At 67.2% G+C, this 20,975-nt stretch carries 13 protein-coding genes; 4 read left to right on the forward strand and 9 right to left on the reverse strand.

The features are described from left to right. Positions 1–357: 357 nt before the first annotated feature. From CFB41_RS22905 to CFB41_RS22950, 9 genes are all read right to left on the reverse strand, one after another. Positions 358–1,626, reverse strand: coding sequence for a hypothetical protein (locus CFB41_RS22905; RefSeq protein ID WP_089457981.1), 1,269 nt, complete (start codon positions 1,624–1,626; stop codon positions 358–360). Further along, entirely contained in the window at positions 1,623–3,446 is a 1,824-nt protein-coding gene (gene glmS / locus CFB41_RS22910) for a glutamine--fructose-6-phosphate transaminase (isomerizing) (RefSeq protein ID WP_089442801.1), read from the reverse strand. The genes CFB41_RS22905 and glmS overlap by 4 nt, the downstream gene beginning before the upstream one ends. 118 nt (positions 3,447–3,564) lie before the next feature. After that, positions 3,565–4,053 carry a Biofilm PGA synthesis auxiliary protein PgaD gene (locus CFB41_RS22915; RefSeq protein ID WP_089442800.1) on the reverse strand — a complete coding sequence of 163 codons (489 nt, stop codon included), beginning with the start codon at positions 4,051–4,053 and terminating at the stop codon, positions 3,565–3,567. Then, positions 4,031–5,302: a poly-beta-1,6-N-acetyl-D-glucosamine synthase gene (gene pgaC / locus CFB41_RS22920; RefSeq protein WP_089442799.1), complete on the reverse strand. Its 1,272-nt coding sequence runs from the start codon at positions 5,300–5,302 to the stop codon at positions 4,031–4,033. Before pgaC ends, CFB41_RS22915 begins: the two co-directional genes overlap by 23 nt. After that, a complete protein-coding gene (gene pgaB, locus CFB41_RS22925) occupies positions 5,299–7,389 on the reverse strand; it encodes a poly-beta-1,6-N-acetyl-D-glucosamine N-deacetylase PgaB (protein ID WP_089443355.1) in 2,091 nt (696 codons plus the stop codon). The genes pgaC and pgaB overlap by 4 nt, the downstream gene beginning before the upstream one ends. An 18-nt stretch (positions 7,390–7,407) precedes the next feature. Continuing rightward, a complete protein-coding gene (gene pgaA, locus CFB41_RS22930; RefSeq protein ID WP_089457982.1) occupies positions 7,408–10,125 on the reverse strand; it encodes a poly-beta-1,6 N-acetyl-D-glucosamine export porin PgaA in 2,718 nt (905 codons plus the stop codon). 105 nt (positions 10,126–10,230) lie between these two features. Continuing rightward, positions 10,231–11,034 (reverse strand): hypothetical protein, encoded by an 804-nt coding sequence (locus CFB41_RS22935; protein ID WP_089457983.1) that lies wholly within the window; start codon positions 11,032–11,034, stop codon positions 10,231–10,233. Positions 11,035–11,095: 61 nt separating this feature from the next. Beyond that, positions 11,096–11,539 (reverse strand): hypothetical protein, encoded by a 444-nt coding sequence (locus CFB41_RS22940; RefSeq protein WP_089457984.1) that lies wholly within the window; start codon positions 11,537–11,539, stop codon positions 11,096–11,098. Between the two features lie 712 nt (positions 11,540–12,251). Further along, positions 12,252–13,250 (reverse strand): LysR substrate-binding domain-containing protein, encoded by a 999-nt coding sequence (locus tag CFB41_RS22950; RefSeq protein ID WP_089457985.1) that lies wholly within the window; start codon positions 13,248–13,250, stop codon positions 12,252–12,254. Between the two features lie 600 nt (positions 13,251–13,850). Here CFB41_RS22950 and CFB41_RS22960 point away from each other — a divergent pair. From CFB41_RS22960 to CFB41_RS22975, 4 genes are all read left to right on the forward strand, one after another. Next, entirely contained in the window at positions 13,851–15,266 is a 1,416-nt protein-coding gene (locus tag CFB41_RS22960) for a circularly permuted type 2 ATP-grasp protein (protein WP_046547558.1), read from the forward strand. Between the two features lie 64 nt (positions 15,267–15,330). Next, entirely contained in the window at positions 15,331–16,272 is a 942-nt protein-coding gene (locus tag CFB41_RS22965; protein ID WP_089457987.1) for an alpha-E domain-containing protein, read from the forward strand. 8 nt (positions 16,273–16,280) lie between these two features. Next, positions 16,281–17,276, forward strand: a complete 996-nt coding sequence (locus CFB41_RS22970; RefSeq protein WP_089457988.1) for a transglutaminase family protein — start codon at positions 16,281–16,283, stop codon at positions 17,274–17,276. Positions 17,277–17,372: 96 nt separating this feature from the next. Beyond that, the gene (locus CFB41_RS22975; RefSeq protein WP_089458963.1) at positions 17,373–20,786 is read left to right on the forward strand and encodes a DUF2126 domain-containing protein; all 3,414 of its coding nucleotides are present in this window, start codon (positions 17,373–17,375) and stop codon (positions 20,784–20,786) included. Positions 20,787–20,975: the final 189 nt, after the last annotated feature.

Below are 20,975 nucleotides of genomic sequence, written 5' to 3' on the forward strand. Positions count from 1 at the left end.
TGCGGGCGGCGGTCATGATCGGGCCGTCCGGCGGCAGCGCGGCTGGCGGCCGGCCCGCGAGAGGGAGGCAGCATTGCGGGGCGAGGTTTGAGCACGAAGGAGCGGAAGAGGCGGAAGAGGCGGAAGGAGCGGAAGGAGCGGAAGGAGCGGAAGGAGCGGAAGGAGCGGAAGGAGCGGAAGGAGCGGAAGGAGCGGAAGGAGCGGAAGGAGCGGAAGGAGCGGAAGGAGCGGAAGGAGCGGAAGGAGCGGAAGAGGCGGAAGAGGCGGAAGAGGCGGAAGAGGCGGAAGAGGCGGGCGAGCCGGGGTGAGCGCATGCCGGCCCGCCGCGTCCACGGCGATCGCGCTACAGAGCCACCGTCAATGACTCGAACAAGTCACTTCGTTCTTCGGCAACGGCGTTTCGTGCGCCGGGTCGAAATCGGCTTCGCGCGTGCCCGACGGCGTCAACGACACGAAATGCATCGCGGTGCCGCTTCCGGGGAAGCCGGCGATACCGGTCAACCCCCACGGAATCGGCGAGCGCTGCACGCCGCTCGCTGAAATGTTCGCCGGCCCGAGCGCCAGCGTCAGCAGCCGCCCGTCGCGGATCGGTACGTACGCATGCGAGCCGGACACCCCGATACCGGATTCGCGCACCGACGCCGGCAGGCAGTCGAGCGTCGCCGTGCGGCGGCCGTCCGGCGCGATCAGCATCGCGACGCCGCGATCGTCCGCCGTCGTCGTGACGACGATGAAGCGGTCGATCTCCGGCACGTAAGCCGACGAATAAACGTAGTACTGGATCGCGTCGTTCAGCGTCCCCAGCTTGTCCAGCTTCGCCGTGACCGGGTCGAACATCGCGTATTCGAGCGTGGCGTCCGTGCTGCCCTCGATGTATTTCTGCCACACGAGCAGCGCGGTGTGCGGCGAGCCCGCGACGACGGGCCACCACTCGCGGCGGTGCGGCACGACCGCGACATGGTTCAGCACGCGCCCGGCCGCGTCATAGGTTTTCACGTACACGCCGTTGCCGGTGCCGAGGTTGTCGACGCCGCCGCCGTCGACCCAGTCGGCCGAATAGAACACGACGAAGCGGTCGACCGCCGTGGCGACATGCCCCGAGTGGCCGCCCGATTCGACGTCGTTCGGGTAGGGCTTGATCGGCTTCAGGTCGCGGCGGTAGACGCCGTAGCGCTGGCTGACTTCCTGCGGCGCATTCCAGCCGTCCTCGAACGTGACGAAGATGTCGCCGCGTGCGTTCTGCGCGATCGACACGGGCTCCTGCGCCTCGGGGCGGCTGATGAACGTGCGGACGTGCAGCAGGTTCGGCTTGCCGGGCAGCCATTCGCCGACGTACACGTCATGCGGCCAGCTGCCGCCGCGCATCGCGCCGCGCGGCACGATTCCCGAGCTGCTGAAGAACACCCAGCGCTTGCCGTTGCCGGCGTCGGCCACGCCGATGCCGTGCATGAAGCTGCGCGGATCGACGGCCGGGCGAGATGAAGGCGCGCCCTGCACGGTGACCGTATGCACGGCCGGCGTGGCGGCGAAGGCGGGCGGCATCGCCGTGACGATGCCGCATGCGCCGCACAGCGCGGCCGCGACGCACTGCGCGACCGCCTGTGCCGGGCGCGTTCGCCCCTTCATTCGACGGTCACCGATTTCGCGAGGTTGCGCGGCTTGTCGACGTCGGCGCCGCGCGCGCAGCCGACGTGATAGGCGAGCAGCTGCAACGGAATCACGTTGACGATCGGCGACAGCACGTCGCCCGATTCGCGCACGCGGATCAGGTGCGTGTCGCGGTCGGCGTCGATGCCGAGCTGGTCGCCGGCCAGCACGTAGAGCCGTCCGCCGCGCGCGCGTACCTCGGCCATGTTGGATTTCAGCTTATGGAACAGGCGGTCGTCCGGCGCGATCGTGACGACCGGCATCGCGCTCGTGACGAGCGCGAGCGGGCCGTGCTTCAGTTCGCCGGCCGCATAGCCTTCCGCGTGGATGTACGACACCTCCTTGAGCTTCAGCGCACCCTCCATCGCGATCGGGAAATGAATGCCGCGCCCGAGGAACAGCGCATTCTCGGTGCGCGCGAACTTCGTGGCCCAGCCCATGATCTGCGTTTCGAGCGCGAGTGCGTGGCCGATGCGCTCGGGCAGCGCATGCAGCTGCTTCAGGTGCAGCGCGACCTGCTTCGCGTCGAGCCGGCCGCGCAGCTGCGCGAGTGTCAGCGTCAGCACGAACAGCGCGACGAGCTGCGTGGTGAACGCCTTGGTCGACGCGACGCCGAGCTCGATGCCGGCCCGCGTCAGGAACCGCAGCGGCGCGTTGCGCGCGATCGTGCTGGTCGCCACGTTGCAGATCGCCATCGACAGTGCCTGGCCCATGTCGCGCGCCTGCTCGATCGCGCCGATCGTGTCGGCCGTCTCGCCCGATTGCGAAATGCCGACGACGAGCGTGCGCGGATCGGGTACCGTCTCGCGGTAGCGGAATTCGCTGGCGATCTCGACCTGGGCGGGCACGCCCGCGATGGCCTCCAGCCAGTACTTCGCGGTCAGCCCCGCGTAGTAGCTGGTGCCGCAGCCGAGCAGCAGCACGTTCCTCACTCGCGACAGCAGCGCGCGCGTGTCGTCGGTCGCGTCGAACAGCGCCGGCGAAATCGTGTCGATGCCGTCGAGCGTGCTGGCGATCGCCTTCGGCTGCTCGAAGATCTCCTTCTGCATGAAATGCTGGTACGGGCCGAGCGCGGCGTCGCCTTCGCGCGCCTTCACTTGGCACAGCGGGCGCTGGGCCTCGTGCCCGCCCGAGTCGACCACGGCGATCCGGTCCGGCGTGATCAGCGCGACGTCGCCGTCTTCCAGGTAGACGAAGCGGTCGGTCAGGTCGCCGAGCGCCGCGCAGTCCGACGCGAGGTAGTTCTGTTCGGCGCCGATGCCGATCACGAGCGGCGAGCCGGCGCGCGCGGCGACGAGGCGCTGCGGCTCCTTCGCGCTCAGCACCGCGATCGCGTACGCGCCATGCAGCCGCTTGACGGCGCGCACGACGGCGTCGAACAGGTCGTCGCGATAGAGGCTGTGGATCAGGTGCGCGATCACCTCGGTGTCGGTCTGGCCGCGAAACGTATAGCCGCGCTCGCGCAGCTCCACGCGCAGCGCGTCGTGGTTCTCGATGATGCCGTTGTGCACGACCGCGATCGTGTCGCCCGACATGATCGGATGCGCGTTCATTTCGGACGGTGCGCCGTGGGTCGCCCAGCGCGTATGCGCGATGCAGGTTTGCGCTTCGAGGCCGAGCGTCAGCACGCGGGCCTGCAGGTCGGTCACGCGCCGCAACGTGCGTTCGCTGCGCAGGCGGCCGTCGTCCTGTACGGCAATGCCGCACGAATCGTAGCCGCGATACTCGAGCCTGCTCAGCGCATTGACCAGTTGCGGCACCTGATTGTTCAGGCCGCTTGCTCCGACGATTCCGCACATGATTCACCTCGTCCACAAAAGGTTGCCGGGCTGCCGGCGAAGTGCGGCAGCACGGTATCTGGAGCGGCGCCGCGTCGCACGAATGACGTCCCGTGCGCAGCGACGCGTCTCCGCTGACCTACTCGCGGGGCTGCGGCCCCGCATGGGCTACCCATTCGATGTCGGAAATCGAGCCGTTCGCGTCGTGCGACGCGACGAGAATGCGCGTCGTGCGCCGCGCGCCGCGCCGGCGGGCGCTTGCCAGCACGGTCGGCGGCACCGAGCGCACCTTCGCGCTGGCCGAGCGCCGCAGCATCTTCGACACGCGCAGCCGGTAGGCCAGCGGATGCACGACGCGTCCGGCGATCAGCCACATGACGATGGTGCCCGCGATGAGCGCGATGCTGGTCGCGTAGAACACCATCTGCTCGATCGGCATCTCGGCCGGATTGAACGGCAGCAGGTAGCGGTACGTGTAGATGCAGATCGATGCCCACACGGCGCCCACCAGCGCCGGCCGCAGGAGCCGGAACCAGATGGTCAGCACGGACCCGACGACGCGGCCGCGCTCGGCGATCAGTTCGCGCGGTGCGCGCAGGGAAAGGTCAATAATCGGTGCGTTCTTCATGTTGAATGCCTCGGTCGGGGCTGACCCATACGGCCCGCTTGCCGCGGCCCCGCAGCACGATGGCCGGCAGGGCGACGACGGTGGTGATCATGCTGATCAGCCAGAAGGCGACGGGATACCAGATGGTGTCCAGGAAATACATCAGGAGTTTTTCGTCGTAACGACGATCGATCATGCTGCCGATGATCAGTTGCAGGATGCAGGTGGCGACCAGCAGCATGCCGTGCCAGTGCGGCACGACCGATACGTGCCAGTCTTGCGGCAGCGGGTACACGACATTGATGAGCGCGAGCAGCAGGATGAACGTCATCGAGTACGCCCATGCGATGCCGATCAGGTACTCGGCGAACAGCGGCCACATCATCATCTGCGTCGGCCGCGCGAGCGTGCCCGCGTACTTCATCAGCACCTGGATGCCGCCCTTCGCCCAGCGCAGCCGCTGCCGGTACAGGCCCTTCACCGTCTCGGGCATCAGGATCCAGCTCAGCGCATGCGGCTCGTACACGACGCGCCAGTCGCGGCACTGCAGCTTCCAGCTGATGTCGATGTCCTCGGTCAGCATGTCCGAGCTCCAGTAGCCGACGTCGGCGAGCGCGGTCTTGCGGAACATCGTGATCACGCCGGATACCGTGAAGATGCGACCGTACACCTGCTGCGTGCGCTTGATCAGCCCGACGATCGACGAGAATTCGCCGACCTGCATGCGGCCGAGCAGCGACGTGCGCGTGCGGATGCGCGGGTTGCCGGTCACGGCGCCGACGCCCGGATCGGTCAGGAAATGCTCGAGCATCCAGCCGATCGCGTCGTGCGCGAGCAGCGCATCGCCGTCGATGCAGAGCAGGTATTCCGCGTTCGACACGGCCGCCGCGGTCGTGAGCCCGACCGCCTTGCCTTCGTTGCGCGCGTGATGGATCACGAGCAGCCGCGGGATCTCGACGGCCAGCTCGTTGAGGATCTCGCCGGTGCGATCCTGGCTGCCGTCGTTGACCGCGATGATGTCGTAGTTCGGATACTGCATCCGGTCCAGGTGGCTGATCACGCTGCGCGCGTTCGCGGCTTCGTTGAAGCAGGGCACGACGATCGAGATCTTCGGAATGCCGCTCGACGCGATCGTCCGCGTGGACAGCTCGCGGCCTTCCTCGAGCAGGAAGTAGTGCACGACGCCGCCGATCATCCACAGGTACGACATGAAGAACGGGTAGTAGAAGACGAAATCCTGCAGGCGCTGGATGATGCTGTGGGTGGTCATGGCGTCTTCGTCCCCTGCGTATGTTGTTGCATCAGCGCGTTGATCGAGGTCGGGTCGAGGCGCGACTTCAGCGACATCACGTCGCGCATCGCGTCGAGTTCCGGCTGCCCGTTCAGGAAGTTGTCCGGGTAGTAGCCGAAATTCACCGCGCCTTCGCTGCGCAGCCGCCGCATCTGCGCGAGCAGCGTGCTGGCCGGCACCGGCTTCTGTGCGTGCCAGTCGTACGACTGCAGTTCGAACACGGTGCGCTGCAGCCCGCGCTGCTTCGCGTGCACGGCTTTCACGAGCTGGTCCAGCCAGCCTTCGGGATCCTTCGCCTGCTCCATGTACGGCATCGCCATCAGTGCGACGTAGTCGTAGCTGGCGAGGAAATCGTCGTAGTTCTGCGCGTACCACGCTTCCGATTCGGGCTTGAGCACCGGCATCGCGAAGATGTTGCGCGCGGTCAGCACGTCGCCCACGTTCTGATGGGCCAGCACGATCTGCTCCAGCTGCCTGGTCAGGTCGATCAGGTAGCGCGACTTCTGCCGGGTCCAGCGCTTCAGCAGGTCGGGGTTCTCGCGGATCTTGCCGACGTCGGCCGGCAGCCCCCATTGCGAATAGATGCGCAGCGCGTGCCGGCCCGCATCCTCGTAGTCGTCGAGCACCGCGTCGTCACTGAACAGGATGCCGCTGAACGACGCGTGCTTGCTGAGATCCTCGTAGACCTGCTGGATCATCAGCCGCGCATCCGGGTCGAACGGGCTCAGCCGGAACGTGCGCGTGCCGTTCTCGCGGGCCGGCGCACCGCCGTAGGCGCTCACGGCCTCGAGCCCGCGCAGCTTGTCGGCCGGCGGCCGGAACGCGAGCACCGGCATCCACGCGTACACCTGCACGTTGGCGCGCGTATTGAGCTGCCACGCGGCACGCGAGAACAGGTCGGCGCGCATCGGCAGGTGCCGGTTCGGGAAATACACGGATTCGGCCACGCCGGTGCCTTTCGGGTCCGCATACGCCTGCAGGTACACCGATTTGGGCTGCATCCGGTAGATGCGTTCGATCAGCTTGCCGAGATTCGCTTCCTGCCGCGCGGGGTCCGGATCGTAGACCTGGTCGAGATCGACCTGCACGGTGCGCTCGGGCACGTCGACGTCGCCGCGGTTCGACGCCGGCTCGCGCATCGAGCGCTCGAACCCGCCGATGTCGACGTCGTACATCATCAGGATCCGCCGCAACCGGTCCAGTGGCACGTCCGGCGTATTCGGGCCGGCATCGAGACTGAACTGGATGTCCATCCCGAGCGACGTCGAGATCCGGCGCACCGGCTGGTTTTCCGCGCCGTATGGCCACACCATCGACCGTGCGACGATGCCGGTGCGTTCGCGGATCTGCCGCACGCAAGTCTGCAGGTCGTTGTGCACGCGCGCTTCGAATTCGGCGTCGGTTTCATAGCGCTTCTGGTCTTGCAGGTAGAGATGCGACGTGGTCGCCGGCAATTCGTTGCCCTGCGGATTCGCGACCGCGCCGTGATGGAGGTTGTGGGTGTGGCAACCGAGCTCGACGAACTCCGACTGGCCGAGTTTCTTCACCTCGTCCCACGACAGGAAATAGTCGCGCGGCACCTGGACCTTGTCGCTGATGCGGATCGGCGTATCCGGCGGGGTGTCGATCCACGCGGTGACGAGGCCCATCACCGCCGGATACTTGAAGCGCTCGAGCAGCGGCAGCACTTTCGTGTAATGGCTGCGAAAGCCGTCGTCGAACGTGAGCAGCACCGAGCGCGGCGGCAGCGGCTTGCCGCCGTGCCGCGACTCCTCGATCTGCTTGACCGTGATGGTGTGGTAGTTGTTGGTCTGCAGCCACGAGAAGATGGCGGTCAGCGTGCCGGTATCGACCGCGAACGCGTCGACCATCGCCGTACCGGAGTTGAACGTCGCCATCAGGTTGTCGCGCACGTCATGCATGCAGATCACGCGAAACGTCTTGCCGTCGGCCGGATCGGACGGCGGAAGCAGGTCGATCATCCTGGCGCTGGTCACGCCCGGAAACAGCGAACAGGCGGCAAATGCGCCCATGCATCCGCACATGAAGGTCCGTCTGGATTGCAGCATGGCTCGATCTCCTTGCTAGAACGGCAGGTTGACCGACATGAAGCCGGTTTCGGAGCGTTCGCGCTGGCCGTCGTACGCGTGGCTGCTGACCTCCACGCCATAGCTCAGCGTGATGTCGTGCTTGAAGGTCCACGCGTGCTCGAGGCGCGCGCTCCACAGGGCGCTGGTGCCGAAGCCGCGCTCGTTGTACATGCCGCCGGACACCGAGACGCGCTGCTGCAGCCCCATGTCGCCCTTCTTCCACAGCGTCAGCTGGTGCATGACGGTGGCCGCGGCCGCGTAGTCGCGGCCCGGGCTGAAGTAGGGCGCGTTCGTGCGCGTGTTGCTGTCGGTGCCGAGATCCAGCGAGACGTTGACCTGCTGGGTGGCGGTCGTGTACACGCGTTGCGTGGCGGTCGCCGAGATCTCCTGGTGGAAGTTCGAATCGCTGTAGCGGCTCACGCCGTAGCTCAGCTTGACCTCGCGACGGTCGTTCTGGCGATACACCACCGACACGTTCGCCGAGCGGCCCCAGATGTGCGCGGCGTACGCCTTCCACGGCAGCGAGTTGTCGTTGGAATCGAGTCCGCCGCTGACGGTCCAGTAGTCGTTCAGCGCATACGCGATCGATCCGCGGCCGCCCGTGCGTCCGTCCCCGCCGAGCGAGCGCGTGACTTCGCCCTGCACGGTGAGCGGCCCGTGCCGGTAGTCGCCGCCGATGCCCGTGCGCGTGCGGCTGACGCTGCCGCCGTCGGTTTGCGCATGGCCGTAGAACGTGTGCGCGAAGACCCGCCAGTTGTCGCCGAACGGTTGCGAATAGAGGTAGCTGTCCGACGTGAAGCTGTTGTCGGCCAGTGCGCTGTTGCCGTGCTCGAAGCTCAGGTCGGTGGTGAACACCGGGCTGCGGTACGCGTTGTAGTCGCGCTTGAAGCCCCGCACGGCGCCGCTGTCCGGGAACGTATTGTCCAGCGTCTGGTCGACGTACTTCGCGGTCGCGTAGTCGTCGGCCGTGAGCGACGCGCGGCCGAGGCCCGCGAGCATCTCGACGCTGTCGGGGTGGTCGGTCAGCGACGCGCGATACATCGCGATCGCCTGGCGCGGATGCGCCTGGCCCGACACTGCGTCGGCGTGCGCGGCGCGAACCTCCGCGTTGAACGGCACCTCTTTCTCGAGTTCTTCGAGTGCGGCGATCCCTTCATCGGGGTGGCCCGTGAAGACCAGGTATTGCGCACGCAGCCGGTAGTAGCGCAGATAGTCGCTTTCTCCCGGACCGACGTTGGTCACCTGCTTGGCCGGTGGCAGCGACGCGCCCATGTCGTCGAGCGCCCGCTTTGCGTCCGCCGCGCGTCCCTGGTCGACGTACGACCAGAACAGCCCTTCGCGCAGTTCGATCGGACGCGTGCGCTCGCCGTACTGGAAGCCGCGGGTCGCGCGATCCGTCGGCGACGCGGTCGCCTGCTTCAGCGCGCGCTGGTACACGGCATTCGCCTTGCCCGGTTCGCTCAGGTACAGGTAGGCGTCGCCCACGGCCGCCAGCGCGTCGATCGAGATTTCCGCGTTGGACGGAATCGTCTCGAACGTCGCGACGGCCTGCTTCATGTCGCCGCGTGCCGCAAGGGCGACCGTCCGGTCGCCCGCGAGCGCAGTCCTGACCGGCGTGTACTCGGGCGTGGCCGGCATCCGCTTGTCGAGGTCGTCTGCCGCGCGCAGTGCGTTGTCGATCCCGTCGAAGCGGTCGGCACTCGTCATCGAGCGCGACTTGTCGCGGCCGCCGCGCACCTGCTGGCGAATCGACAGTTCTTCCAGTTGCGCGATGTCGACGGCGGAGAACGCATCGGGGCGGGCCTTCGCTTCATCGAGCGCCTTGACCGCGCCGCCGCTCGCCGCGAGGCCGAACACGTCGTTGCGCACGGTCTCGACGTCGGCGGTACGCAGGTTCGGTGCCTGGGCATTCGGCGTCTCGACGTCGGGCCCCTGCGATCGCTGGGTCGGCTCGCCGGGCAGCTGGGCGCCGGGCGTCTGCGCGTTCGGCGCCGGGGACGACGGCGGCGGCGCGCCAGGCATCTGGGGAACGGGCGCGGGCGAGTTCGGCATCGGGGTGCCGGATACTTGCGCGGTTTGCATCGGCGCGAGCGGCGGCGTGGCGGGTGCGGCTTGTTCGCGCTTCGGCGGGGTGGCCGAAGGCGGCGCGATCGGCGTCGGCGAAGGGGAGGCGGACGTGTCGGACATCGTCGAGGCGGCAGACGTCGTCGCTTCGGGCGGGCGGGCGTTCTCGGCCTGCGCAAGCAGCATCGGCGCTGTCGATGTGTGCGCGACCGGTGCCGGCGTATTCGCCGTATTCGCCGCATGCGCCGACTCCGTCGATCGCGCATCCGGTGCCGCGGCGCTCGATTGCGGCGCCTCCGGTTCCACTACGATCGTGGTCGGCAGGGTCGGCGGCTGCGGGTTCGACGCCTGCGCGATCTGCATCGACGCATCCGAAGCCTGCGCGATCGGCGTCGGCGCATGCGGGGGCGGGGGGACCTCGGCCTGGGCAATCTGGATCGACACGACCGTCGGCTGCGCACCGCGCGGCACCGCATCCGGGGCGCCGTGGGTCCCGGCGAATTCATTGACGCGGCCCGCTTCCGGATCGCCGTCGGCGGCGAAGCAGGGGCCGGACGCGACGAGCAGCAACACCAGCGGCGCATGCTGGAGGAGCCGTCGGCTGGACGGAGCGACGGTGGTGCATTGTTGTTTCCGATTGTTGTCCACGAGGTGTCCTCCTGTTGAAACGATCACGTCGGTGGCCCGCGTGACGACGCATGTCGTCGCAAGTCGCGCGGCCGGGCTGCGAGCGCCCGGCGATGCGGACCCGACTTACAGCCGGTTGCGGATCGCCTGACCGAGCAAGGCGCGCGATTCGCTGTTCCTGGGGTCGATCGCGAGCGCCCGGCTCGCGTTGTGTTCCACACAGTCCCATTCGTCGATCACCGCGCACGAGCGTGCCTTCGCCAGCGCACGCGCGCTTTCCAGCTCCGCATGCGTGATGCTGGCCGTCTGCATGCGCAGGGTGTCGGTGCCATACGGTCGGGGCTTGGGCGCGAAATCCATGCGCCTGCTCGTGCCGGCCAGCGCTTCGGCGCGCTGCACACGGGGCGCGGCGCCGTGCCGCGTGGCGGCGCGACCGTAGGCCGATGCCGCATGCGTACCGGCCGCGAGCGTCACGGGCGGCGCGTGTGCCGACTGCCGCTGTTTCGCGACGGCGTGGGGGGCGGACTGCGGCGCGGTGTCCGGTTTGACCGCGAGGGTGACGGGCGGCACGGTGGAGACCTCGGGCGCACCCGAAGTCGACGCGATCTGCGGCAGCGGCGCGGGCGGTGAGGCCTGCGCGTGTGTCGCGGCTGGCCCGGGCTCGGCCGATGTACCGGACGTACCGGTTGCGGTTGCCCTCGACGCAAGCGTCATGATCGCGTTGCGGGTTTTCCCGACGGCGGTGCCGATCGCGCCGGCAATGTCGTGCGTCACGCTCGCATGGCCAACCGTCGTGTCCCGTTCGGCGTACGCGAAGATGCCGAAGATCGCGGCGAATGCGGCGAAGCTGAGCGCCGCGTTCTTTCCGGGACCCCAGGAGGGTTTCGGCTGGTGGGCGGGCGAGCCGTCCTGTCGTTCTGCACGCGTCATTCATGTCTCCTCGGTTCGATACGGTGTGATGCAAGACGTGAGGGGTGCGCTCAGATGGCGCTCACCATTTCAACTGCGTGGTCAGCGCACCGGTTTCGACGATCGCGAACTGGGTCGCGCCCTGATAGGTTCCTTCGACCCGGTAGCTCGCATCGGGCACGCTGAACAGGCAACGCGACCCCGACGCATTGAATTCGACGAGCACGCGGCCATGTCGCCGCAGGCGCACCTGGACGTTGGAGAGCGGCTGCCCCGTCTTGGCCGAAGCAAACGACACACCCAGGTTGTACGGCCGGCCGTCGGGCGGCAGCGGCGCGGTACCGTCGATCCGCGCATCGCCGCAGATATACGAAATGACGTAGCGATCCCCACCCGGGCCGGATGCAGGCGCGGGCGCGGATGCGGGTGGCTGGGACGCGAGCGTCTGGGCCGTTGCATTCATGCAGAGCGTACAGATGAAGACGCCCAGCAAAGGGCGAGCATGCTGTCGAAACGAGGAAGACATCGCAACCTCCCATCCGGAATGAATGGCGAGCATTTATTCCGAGTCAGATTTGCCAACGTTCTTTTTGCGACACGCTATTGATACACGATGGCTTTTGAACCAACAACCGCGTGTGGCCTGAATGGGACGCCGTTAAATGATCCTATTTAAATAGGATAACGACGGATTTGTATGATTCTCTTAACTATGAAGAAAGTCGATATTGCCGAATATGAAAATTGCTATTCGGTAGCGATGATCCTGCACGCATTGAATCACGTCGGATGTATCGACATTCGTGCCGAAAAATAACGACTGATAAAAGGAATTTTTGCGACTGTGTCCCGGCAGAATTGATATCGATCCAGATACAGGTCGCGCAATATGAAACGCGGAAGAGGTGTTGTCGGTAGTTTAGATTGTTACAGGTAAATCGAAACTTTTAATTTGTTCTGTAACAGGTTATTTCTGTCCAGATAATCAGACTGAAAATGCCGGTGTGCGCTGTCGGACGTAAAAAGTTCATCTTCGGAATGCAAACGATTGCGATTCGTCTGATATCGATTACGCGTCCGGAACGGGCATTTTTCAGGCTAAAGCGGGATCGTCGCTTGCTACCGAAAAGCGGGTCGTGTACTCCGGGAAGCGGCGCTGCGCGCATGCACGCGCATATCGGATTTCCGCCAACCGGACTGCGTTCGCGTCGTCCACGGGAACGACGCGAACGCGACGATCAGCGGCTGCCGCCCGCGCTGCGCCGGGCGATGCGCATCGCCGGTGCGGCTGCGGGTTCGGCCGCGCCGGCGGCCCCTTCGACCGCCGTGCGCGGCCGGTTCATGATGTAGGTCCACAGCTGCTCGGCCGCGAGCCCGCGCTTGCGGGCCGACCGGTACAGGCGGATTTCGAGCTCGGTGATCCAGTCGCCGGAACCCGCGCACACGAGCGTGCCTTCCGCGAGTTCCTTCGCGACGCAGCTTTCCGGCAGCCAGCCGATCCCGTGCCCGGCCACGACCATGCCCTTCAACGCCTCGGACATGTGCGTCTCGAAGCAGCGATGCAGCACGTACGGCTCGGTGGCGTTCAGCAGCAGCATCTCGACGATGTTGCCGAGAAACGCGCCCGACGAATACGCGAGCAGCGGCAGCGGGGCCTCGGGGGTGCCCGGCAACTGGAACACGGGCTTGCCGCGCGCATCGGGTGTCGACACGGGCAGGATCCGTTCGACGCCGAGGCTGACGAACGGGAAGTGGTTCGGGTCGAGCACGATCGGCAGCTGCGGATGGTGATAGCCGAGCAGCAGGTCGCATTCACCTTCGACGAGCTGCTGCACGCCTTCCGGCACGTTCACCGCGTTGACGCGCGCGGTGACGTGGCCGACTTCGCCGTTGAGCTGCTTGAGCCATTCGGGAAACAGCGTGAAGACGAGCGTATGGGCCACCGCGAAACGCACGACCTGGTCGCTGGCCGCGAACTGGTCGTAGCCGTTCACGAGATTGCGCGCCGCATACATGCTGCGCAGGATGTCCGCGGCGAGGCCGCGGAACATCTGGCCGGCTGGCGTGAGCGTGATCGGGTTGATGCTCCGGTCCACCAGCTTCGCGTCCATCCAGGTTTCGAGTGCCGCTATTCGTCTGCTGAATGCCGATTGCGTGAGGTGCCGGTTACGCGCGGCCCGGGAAAAGCTCTTGGTATCCGCAAGGCTCAGGAAATCTTCCAGCCACTTTGCTTCCATTTCGATCTTCGCTTTTTATAGTCGGGCGCCTGAAAGGCGGCGGCACCGTGTGCTGCACGAACGTTCTAGCGTACCGCGCCTCGCGCCGCTCGGCCCGATGTTTTTTTTCGATGGGTGTCAGTCGAAATATGCATGGGCGTTGTCGGCGGGATTACGGCTGCATAGCGTTGAGGTGCCGGACCCGGCTAACCGGACAGTTCATCGCGTCGAACTGCCGGTGCGGCCGCAGACGGTACTTCCCCCAGGGCCGGTTGCGCCGTGCGCGTGCCGGCCCGCCTTCCCAGTCTTTCGTTCCGGTGGCCCGATGCCGGGGCGAGCCGTTTTTTGTGCAGTGCAGATTGCACATTCGTGACACGCGGGGGAACTATGTTCGACAGACGCGGCGCAGCATGAACCGTGCGCGCCGGCGACGCACCGTCGTCGCCCGTTGCGTCGGACGCTGCACCGTGATGGTGCGCAATGCCGCGCGGGCGTGCCCGGCGCGGCGCAAAAACGGGGGGATATCGAGGGGATCGCGCAAGGCACGTTCCTTGCAAAGCATTCATTACGCCGGTCCGGCATGCGCAATGCCGGGGAAAACGATCGATGGAGAAAAGATCGATGAAGCCATTCGATGAAATGCTGCAATCCGGCGACATGGTAAGGGCGCCCTACGCGCGCCTGAAGCAGTGGCTCGACACGCAGAATCCCGCGAGCCTCGCCCAGAAGGCCTACGACGCGGAAGGCGTATTCCGCAAGACGGGCATCACGTTCGCCGTCTATGGCGACGCGGAGGCCGCCGAGCGGCTGATTCCGTTCGACATCGTCCCGCGCATCATCTCGGGCGCCGAATGGAGCCGGCTGTCGCTCGGCATCGAGCAGCGCGTGATGGCGCTCAACGCGTTCCTCGACGACATCTACCACCGCCAGGAAATCGTCCGCGCGGGCATCGTGCCGAAGCACCTGATCGCGCACAACGAGGCGTTCATCCCGGAAATGATCGATTTCCGGCCGCCCGGCAACGTTTACACGCACATCATCGGCGTGGACATCGTGCGCACCGGCGAGAACGAATTCTATGTGCTGGAGGACAACGCGCGCACGCCGTCCGGCGTGTCGTACATGCTGGAAAACCGCGAGACGATGATGCAGCTCTTCCCGGAGCTGTTCCAGCAGGTGAAGGTGCGCCCGGTCGAGACCTATCCGCAGATGCTGCGCCAGTCGCTCGCGGCCGTGTGCCCGCCGGGCGGCAATGCCGACAACCCGACCGTCGCCGTGCTCACGCCCGGCATCCACAATTCCGCGTACTACGAACATTCGTTCCTCGCCGACCAGATGGGCGTGCATCTCGTCGAGGGCAGCGACCTGCAGGTGATCGACGGCCGCGTCGCGATGCGCACGACCGAAGGCTTCCAGCCGATCGACGTGCTGTATCGCCGCGTCGACGACGCGTTCCTCGATCCGCTCACGTTCCGCCCCGATTCGGTGCTCGGCGTCGCGGGGATCATGGACGTGTACCGCGCGGGCAACATCACGATCGCGAACGCGCCCGGCACCGGCATCGCCGACGACAAGGCGATCTACTCGTACATGCCGGAGATCGTCGAGTTCTACACGGGCCGCAAGGCGCTGCTGGAGAACGTGCCGACCTGGCGCTGCGGCGAAGCCGACAGCCTGAAATACGTGCTCGACCATCTCGACGAACTGGTCGTGAAGGAAGTGCACGGCTCGGGCGGCTACGGGATGCTGGTCGGGCCGTGCGCGTCGAAGGCCGAGCTCGAAGCGTTTGCCGCGAAGCTGCGCGCGCGCCCCGCGAACTACATCGCGCAGCCGACGCTCGCGCTGTCCACGACGCCGATCCTGACCGAAGCCGGCCTCGCGCCGCGCCACGTCGACCTGCGGCCGTTCGTGCTGGTGTCGGACCGGATCCGCATCACGCCGGGCGGGCTGACGCGCGTCGCGCTGAAGGAGGGATCGCTCGTCGTCAACTCGAGCCAGGGCGGCGGCACCAAGGACACCTGGGTGCTGGCCGACTGAGCCGGACGCGACCGCGCGCCCCGCGACCGGGGCGCCAACCGAACGAAGACGGAGTGGACACGAGATGCTTCTGGGACGTACTGCAAGCGGTCTCTACTGGATGTACCGCTATATCGAGCGCGCGGAGAACATCGCGCGCATCGTCGATGCCGGGCTGCGGATGGCGCTCACGCGCACGTCCGACGCGCCGGCCGAATGGTCGTCGGTGCTCGTCAGCTCGGGCACGGACGACGGCTACCGGCAGAAATACGACGCGTATGCGGCCGAAACCGTGACCGACTACCTGCTGCGCGACCGCGACAACCCGTCCAGCGTGCTGTCGTGCATCGACGCCGCGCGCTCGAACGCGCGGATGGTGCGCACGGCGCTCACCCGCGAGGCATGGGAGAGCGTGAACGGTGCGTGGCTCGCGCTGCGCCGCGCGCTCGCGCAGCCGGTGCCGGAGAGCGAGCTGCCGGCCGTGCTCGACCAGGTGAAGCGCGAAACCGCGCTGATCCTCGGCAGCTTCTACAGCACGATGCTGCGCAACGAGATCTTCGATTTCGCGCAGATCGGCGCCTTCGTCGAGCGCGCCGACAACACCGCGCGGATCATCGACGTGAAATACCACCTGCTGCTGCCGTCGGTGTCGCACGTCGGCACGATCCTCGACAACTACCAGTGGGAGACGATCCTGCGCTGCGTCGCCGCGCACCGTTCGTACCGCTGGGTGTACGACGTGCAGTACAAGCCGATGAACATCGCCGACTACCTGATCCTGAACGGCCGCATGCCGCGATCGCTGCGTTATTGCTACGGGCGCGTCGTGTCGAGCCTGAACCTGCTCGCAAAGGATTACGGCGTGACACACCCGTGTCACGACACGGCCACGAAGATCCTGCAAATGCTGTCCGATACCTCGGTCGAGCGGATCTTCAAGAGCGGCCTGCACGAGTTCCTGACCGACTTCATCGGCCGCAACAACAGCCTCGGGCTCGAAATCGCCCAGGCTTACAACTTCGACTGAGACTTGCCATGCGACTCGCCATCCGACACATCTCGCGTTATCAGTTCGACGATCAAGCCACCCATGCGCTGCAACGGCTGCGGCTGCGCCCGCAGTCGGGCCCCGGGCAGACGGTGCGCGCGTGGCAGGTCACGATCGACGGCGTCGAGCCGTCGCTGTCCTATGCCGACGGGCTCGGCAACCGGATCGACCTCGTGCGGCACGACCGCGGCGCGAAGGCCGAGATCGTCGTCGTCGCGGCCGGCGTCGTCGAGACGCAGGACCGCGCGGGCATACTCGGTCATCCTGAAGGTTATGCACCGCCGTGGATCTTCGAGCGCGAAACGGCGCTGACGAAGGCGGGCGACACCGTGCGCGCGCTGGCGCAAGCGCTGCCGATCGAACCGCACAGCCTCGACGCGCTGCACTGGCTGATGACGGAAGTGCACGACCGCATCGCGTATGCACCGAACCTGGCCGCCGACGCTCCGGTCGACGCGGAAACCGCATTGCAAAGCGGCGAGGGCACGAGCCGCGACCATGCGCATGCGTTCATCGCGGCCGCGCGCGTGCTGAAGATTCCCGCGCGCTACATTTCGGGTTACGTGCTGGCGGACAGCGCGATGCAGCGCATCGCCGACGCGAAGCAGAACGCGGGCGACGTCGAGGAGGAAGAAGCGCTCGCGCTGCAGAGCGGCGAGGGCATGCAGCAGGTGCTCGGTGCATCGCATGCCGCGCAGTCCCAATCCCAGTCGCAATCGCAGGGGATGCCGCAGCCGGCGCACGGCGCGCAGTCGCAGGCGGCCGGGCTGACGCAGCAGCCCGCTGGCCATGCGTGGGCCGAGGCGTATGTGGAGGGGCTCGGCTGGGTCGGGTTCGATCCGTTCATGAATCGCTGCCCGGACGAGCGCTACGTGCGCATCGCGGTCGGCCTCGACTATCGCGACGCGCAGCCGGTGACGGGGCTCGGCGCGACGGCCGTCGGTGTCGAGATCAGCGTCGTGCAGACGCCCGAGCTCGTCTGACCTCGCGCACGTTTTCGCCGAATCCGCCAGGCCGGGGTGCCGCGTCGCATCGAGCGCGACGCGGCGCGCGGCCGGCCCAACCCGAACCGAGCTCCCATGTCCATCCACGTCGCGCTGCATCACACCACCCGCTATCGCTACGACCGGCTCGTCAATCTCGGCCCGCAGGTCGTGCGCCTGCGGCCCGCGCCGCACTGCCGGACGCCGATCCTCGCGTATTCGATGACGGTCGAGCCCGCGCAGCACTTCATCAACTGGCAGCAGGACCCGTTCTCGAACTATCTCGCGCGGCTCGTGTTTCCGGAGCGCACCGAGCACTTCGAGATCACGATCGATCTCGTCGCCGAGATGTCGGTGTACAACCCGTTCGACTTCTTCCTCGAAGCCAGCGCGGAGCAATACCCGTTCAGCTATGACGACGCGCTGAAGACCGAGCTCGCGCCGTATCTCGTGTGCGATCCGCAGGCGAGTGGGTCGGCGCTGTTCCGCGCGTATCTCGACGGCGTCGACCGCACGCCGGCCGGCACCGTGAACTTCCTCGTCGCGCTGAACCAGCAACTGCAGCGCGACATCGGCTATCTCGTGCGGATGGAGCCGGGCGTACAGACGCCCGAGCAGACGCTCGAACGGGCCTCGGGCTCGTGCCGCGACAGCGCATGGCTGCTCGTGCAGCTGTGCCGTCATCTCGGCATCGCCGCGCGCTTCGTGTCGGGCTACCTGATCCAGCTGACGCCCGACGTGAAGTCGCTCGACGGCCCGAGCGGCACGTCGGTCGACTTCACCGACCTGCACGCATGGTGCGAGGTCTACCTGCCGGGCGCCGGCTGGATCGGCTTCGATCCGACCTCCGGCCTGCTCGCCGGCGAAGGCCACATTCCGCTGGCCTGCACGCCGCAGCCGACCAGCGCCGCGCCGGTCGAGGGGCTGATCGACGAGTGCGAGGTGTCGTTCGAGCACGAGATGACCGTGACGCGCGTGTACGAATCGCCGCGCGTGACGAAGCCGTACACGAAATCGCAATGGGATGGCGTGCTGGCGCTCGGCACGCAGGTGGACGGCGCGCTGGCGGCCGGCGACGTGCGGCTCACGCAGGGCGGCGAGCCGACCTTCGTGTCGATCGACGATCGCGACGGCGCCGAGTGGAACACCGACGCGCTCGGCCCGACCAAGCGCGGCTACGCGACCGAACTCGTGCAGCGGCTGCGCGCGGAATATGGCGACGGCGGCTTCCTGCATTTCGGGCAGGGCAAGTGGTACCCGGGCGAGCAACTGCCGCGCTGGGCGCTGTCGATCTTCTGGCGTGCCGACGGCCAGCCCGTGTGGCACGATCCGTCGCTGTTCGCCGACGAGCGCGAGCCGTCCGCCTATACGACCGACGACGCGAAGCGCTTCATCGACGCGCTCGCCGCGCGGCTGAACCTGACCGGCGAATTCATCCGGCCCGGCTACGAGGACGTGTGGTACTACCTGTGGCGCGAGCGCCGGCTGCCGGTCAACGTCGACCCGTTCGACTCGCGTCTCGACGACGAGCTCGAACGCGCGCGGTTGCGCAAGGTCTTCGAGCAGCAACTCGACAGCGTGGTCGGCTACGTGCTGCCGGTCAAGCGTACGGAAGCCGCGCCCGGCCTCGACGGCCCGCGCTGGCAGACGGGCCCGTGGTTCTTCCGCGACGAGCGGATGTACCTCGTGCCCGGCGATTCGCCGATGGGCTATCGGCTGCCGCTCGATTCGCTGCCGTGGGCGAGCCGCGCCGACTATCCGTATCTCGTCGAGCGCGACCCGTTCGCGCCGCGTGACGCGCTGCCGGATGCCGCCGCGATCCGCGCGCGCTACGCAGGCCCGGCCGATGCGCCGCGCTACCTGTCCGGCGTGCATCGCGAGGCATCCGCGCAGACCGTGATGCAGTGGCGAGACGACGGCACGGCCGGCAACGGCCAGCCGGCCGCGCGCGATCCGGGTCGCCAGCCCGAGCGTTTCGAATCGGCCGCGTGGATCACGCGCACCGCGCTGTGCGTCGAAGTGCGCAACGGCATCCTGTACCTGTTCATGCCGCCGCTTGCCGCGCTCGAGGATTATCTCGAGCTGCTCGGCGCGATCGAGCTGACCGCGCACGCGCTGGGCGTGAAACTCGTGCTGGAAGGCTATCCGCCGCCGCGCGACGCGCGGCTGAAGCTGCTGCAGGTGACGCCCGATCCCGGCGTGATCGAGGTGAACATCCATCCGGCCGGCAACTTCGACGAGCTCGTCGACCACACCGAATTCCTTTACGACGCCGCGTGGCAATCGCGGCTGTGCAGCGAGAAGTTCATGGTCGACGGCCGCCACGTCGGCACGGGCGGGGGCAACCACTTCGTGCTCGGCGGCGCGACGCCGGCCGACAGCCCGTTCCTGCGTCGCCCGGACCTGCTCGCGAGCCTGATCGCGTACTGGCACAACCATCCGTCGCTGTCCTACCTGTTCTCCGGGCTCTTCATCGGGCCGACGAGCCAGGCGCCGCGCGTCGACGAGGCGCGCAACGACCAGCTCTACGAACTCGACATCGCGTTCGCCGAGATCCAGCGCAACAAGCTGCTGTTCGGGCAGGACATGCCGCCGTGGCTCGTCGACCGCGTGCTGCGCAACCTGCTGATCGACGTGACCGGCAACACGCACCGCAGCGAGTTCTGCATCGACAAGCTGTATTCGCCGGACTCGTCGACCGGCCGGCTCGGCCTGCTCGAACTGCGCGCGTTCGAGATGCCGCCGCATGCGCGGATGAGCATCGTGCAGCAATTGCTGCTGCGCGCGCTGGTCGCGCGTTTCTGGGCCGCGCCGTACACGACGCCGCTCACGCGCTGGGGCACCGCGCTGCATGACCGCTTCATGCTGCCCGCGTTTCTTCAGATGGATTTCGACGACGTGTTGACCGAACTGCGCGATGCCGGTTTCGCGTTCGATCCGGCGTGGTTTGCGCCGCACTTCGAATTCCGCTTCCCGCTGTTCGGCCAGATCGCGGTGAACGGGATGCAGCTGTCGCTGCGCGGCGCGCTGGAGCCGTGGCACGTGATGGGCGAGGAGGGCGCGCCCGGCGGCACGGTGCGCTACGTCGATTCGTCGGTCGAACGGCTCGAAGTGCGCGTGACGGGCCTGAACGACAACCGGCACGTCGTGACGGTCAACGGCCGCGCGCTGCCGCTGCAGCCGACCGGCACCGTCGGCGAATACGTCGCGGGCGTGCGCTACAAGGCGTGGTCGCCGCCGTCCGCGCTGCATCCGACCCTCGGCGTGCACGCGCCGCTCACGTTCGACATCGTCGATACGTGGCTGCAGCGCTCGCTCGGCGGTTGCCGCTACCACGTCGCGCATCCGGGTGGGCGCAACTACGCGACGTTCCCGGTCAATGCGTACGAAGCCGAGAGCCGCCGGCTCGCGCGCTTCGTCGAGATGGGGCATACGCCGGGGCGGATGGATGTCGCGGCTGCCGCGCCGAGCCGCGAATTCCCGTTCACGCTCGACCTGCGGCGGCCGTGACCGGACGATGACGACGCGGATGACGATGCGCGGTTCGCGATACCCGGCGGTTTCGGTCGCTGGCGGCCGTGCCGGAATGCTAGGATGCGGGCAGATTGCGGCCGCGCGCCGCAGCCCGCTGCCCGGGTGGCGGCGCGCGTGCGCGGCCGCGCCCTGACGACGGAACGACATCGTGCCGCCCATTGACAC

Origin of the sequence: Burkholderia sp. AU33803 (assembly GCF_002223095.1) — a bacterium.
GTDB lineage: Bacteria > Pseudomonadota > Gammaproteobacteria > Burkholderiales > Burkholderiaceae > Burkholderia.

Bases quoted from the DNA above. Each gene is read 5' to 3' on its own strand.
- CFB41_RS22905 (WP_089457981.1), bottom strand. From the start codon at position 1,626: ATGAAGGGGCGAACGCGCCCGGCACAGGCGGTCGCGCAGTGCGTCGCG.
- glmS (WP_089442801.1), bottom strand. From the start codon at position 3,446: ATGTGCGGAATCGTCGGAGCAAGCGGCCTGAACAATCAGGTGCCGCAA.
- CFB41_RS22915 (WP_089442800.1), bottom strand. From the start codon at position 4,053: ATGAAGAACGCACCGATTATTGACCTTTCCCTGCGCGCACCGCGCGAA.
- pgaC (WP_089442799.1), bottom strand. From the start codon at position 5,302: ATGACCACCCACAGCATCATCCAGCGCCTGCAGGATTTCGTCTTCTAC.
- CFB41_RS22935 (WP_089457983.1), bottom strand. From the start codon at position 11,034: ATGACGCGTGCAGAACGACAGGACGGCTCGCCCGCCCACCAGCCGAAA.
- CFB41_RS22940 (WP_089457984.1), bottom strand. From the start codon at position 11,539: ATGTCTTCCTCGTTTCGACAGCATGCTCGCCCTTTGCTGGGCGTCTTC.
- CFB41_RS22950 (WP_089457985.1), bottom strand. From the start codon at position 13,250: ATGGAAGCAAAGTGGCTGGAAGATTTCCTGAGCCTTGCGGATACCAAG.
- CFB41_RS22960 (WP_046547558.1), top strand. From the start codon at position 13,851: ATGAAGCCATTCGATGAAATGCTGCAATCCGGCGACATGGTAAGGGCG.
- CFB41_RS22965 (WP_089457987.1), top strand. From the start codon at position 15,331: ATGCTTCTGGGACGTACTGCAAGCGGTCTCTACTGGATGTACCGCTAT.
- CFB41_RS22970 (WP_089457988.1), top strand. From the start codon at position 16,281: ATGCGACTCGCCATCCGACACATCTCGCGTTATCAGTTCGACGATCAA.
- CFB41_RS22975 (WP_089458963.1), top strand. From the start codon at position 17,373: ATGTCCATCCACGTCGCGCTGCATCACACCACCCGCTATCGCTACGAC.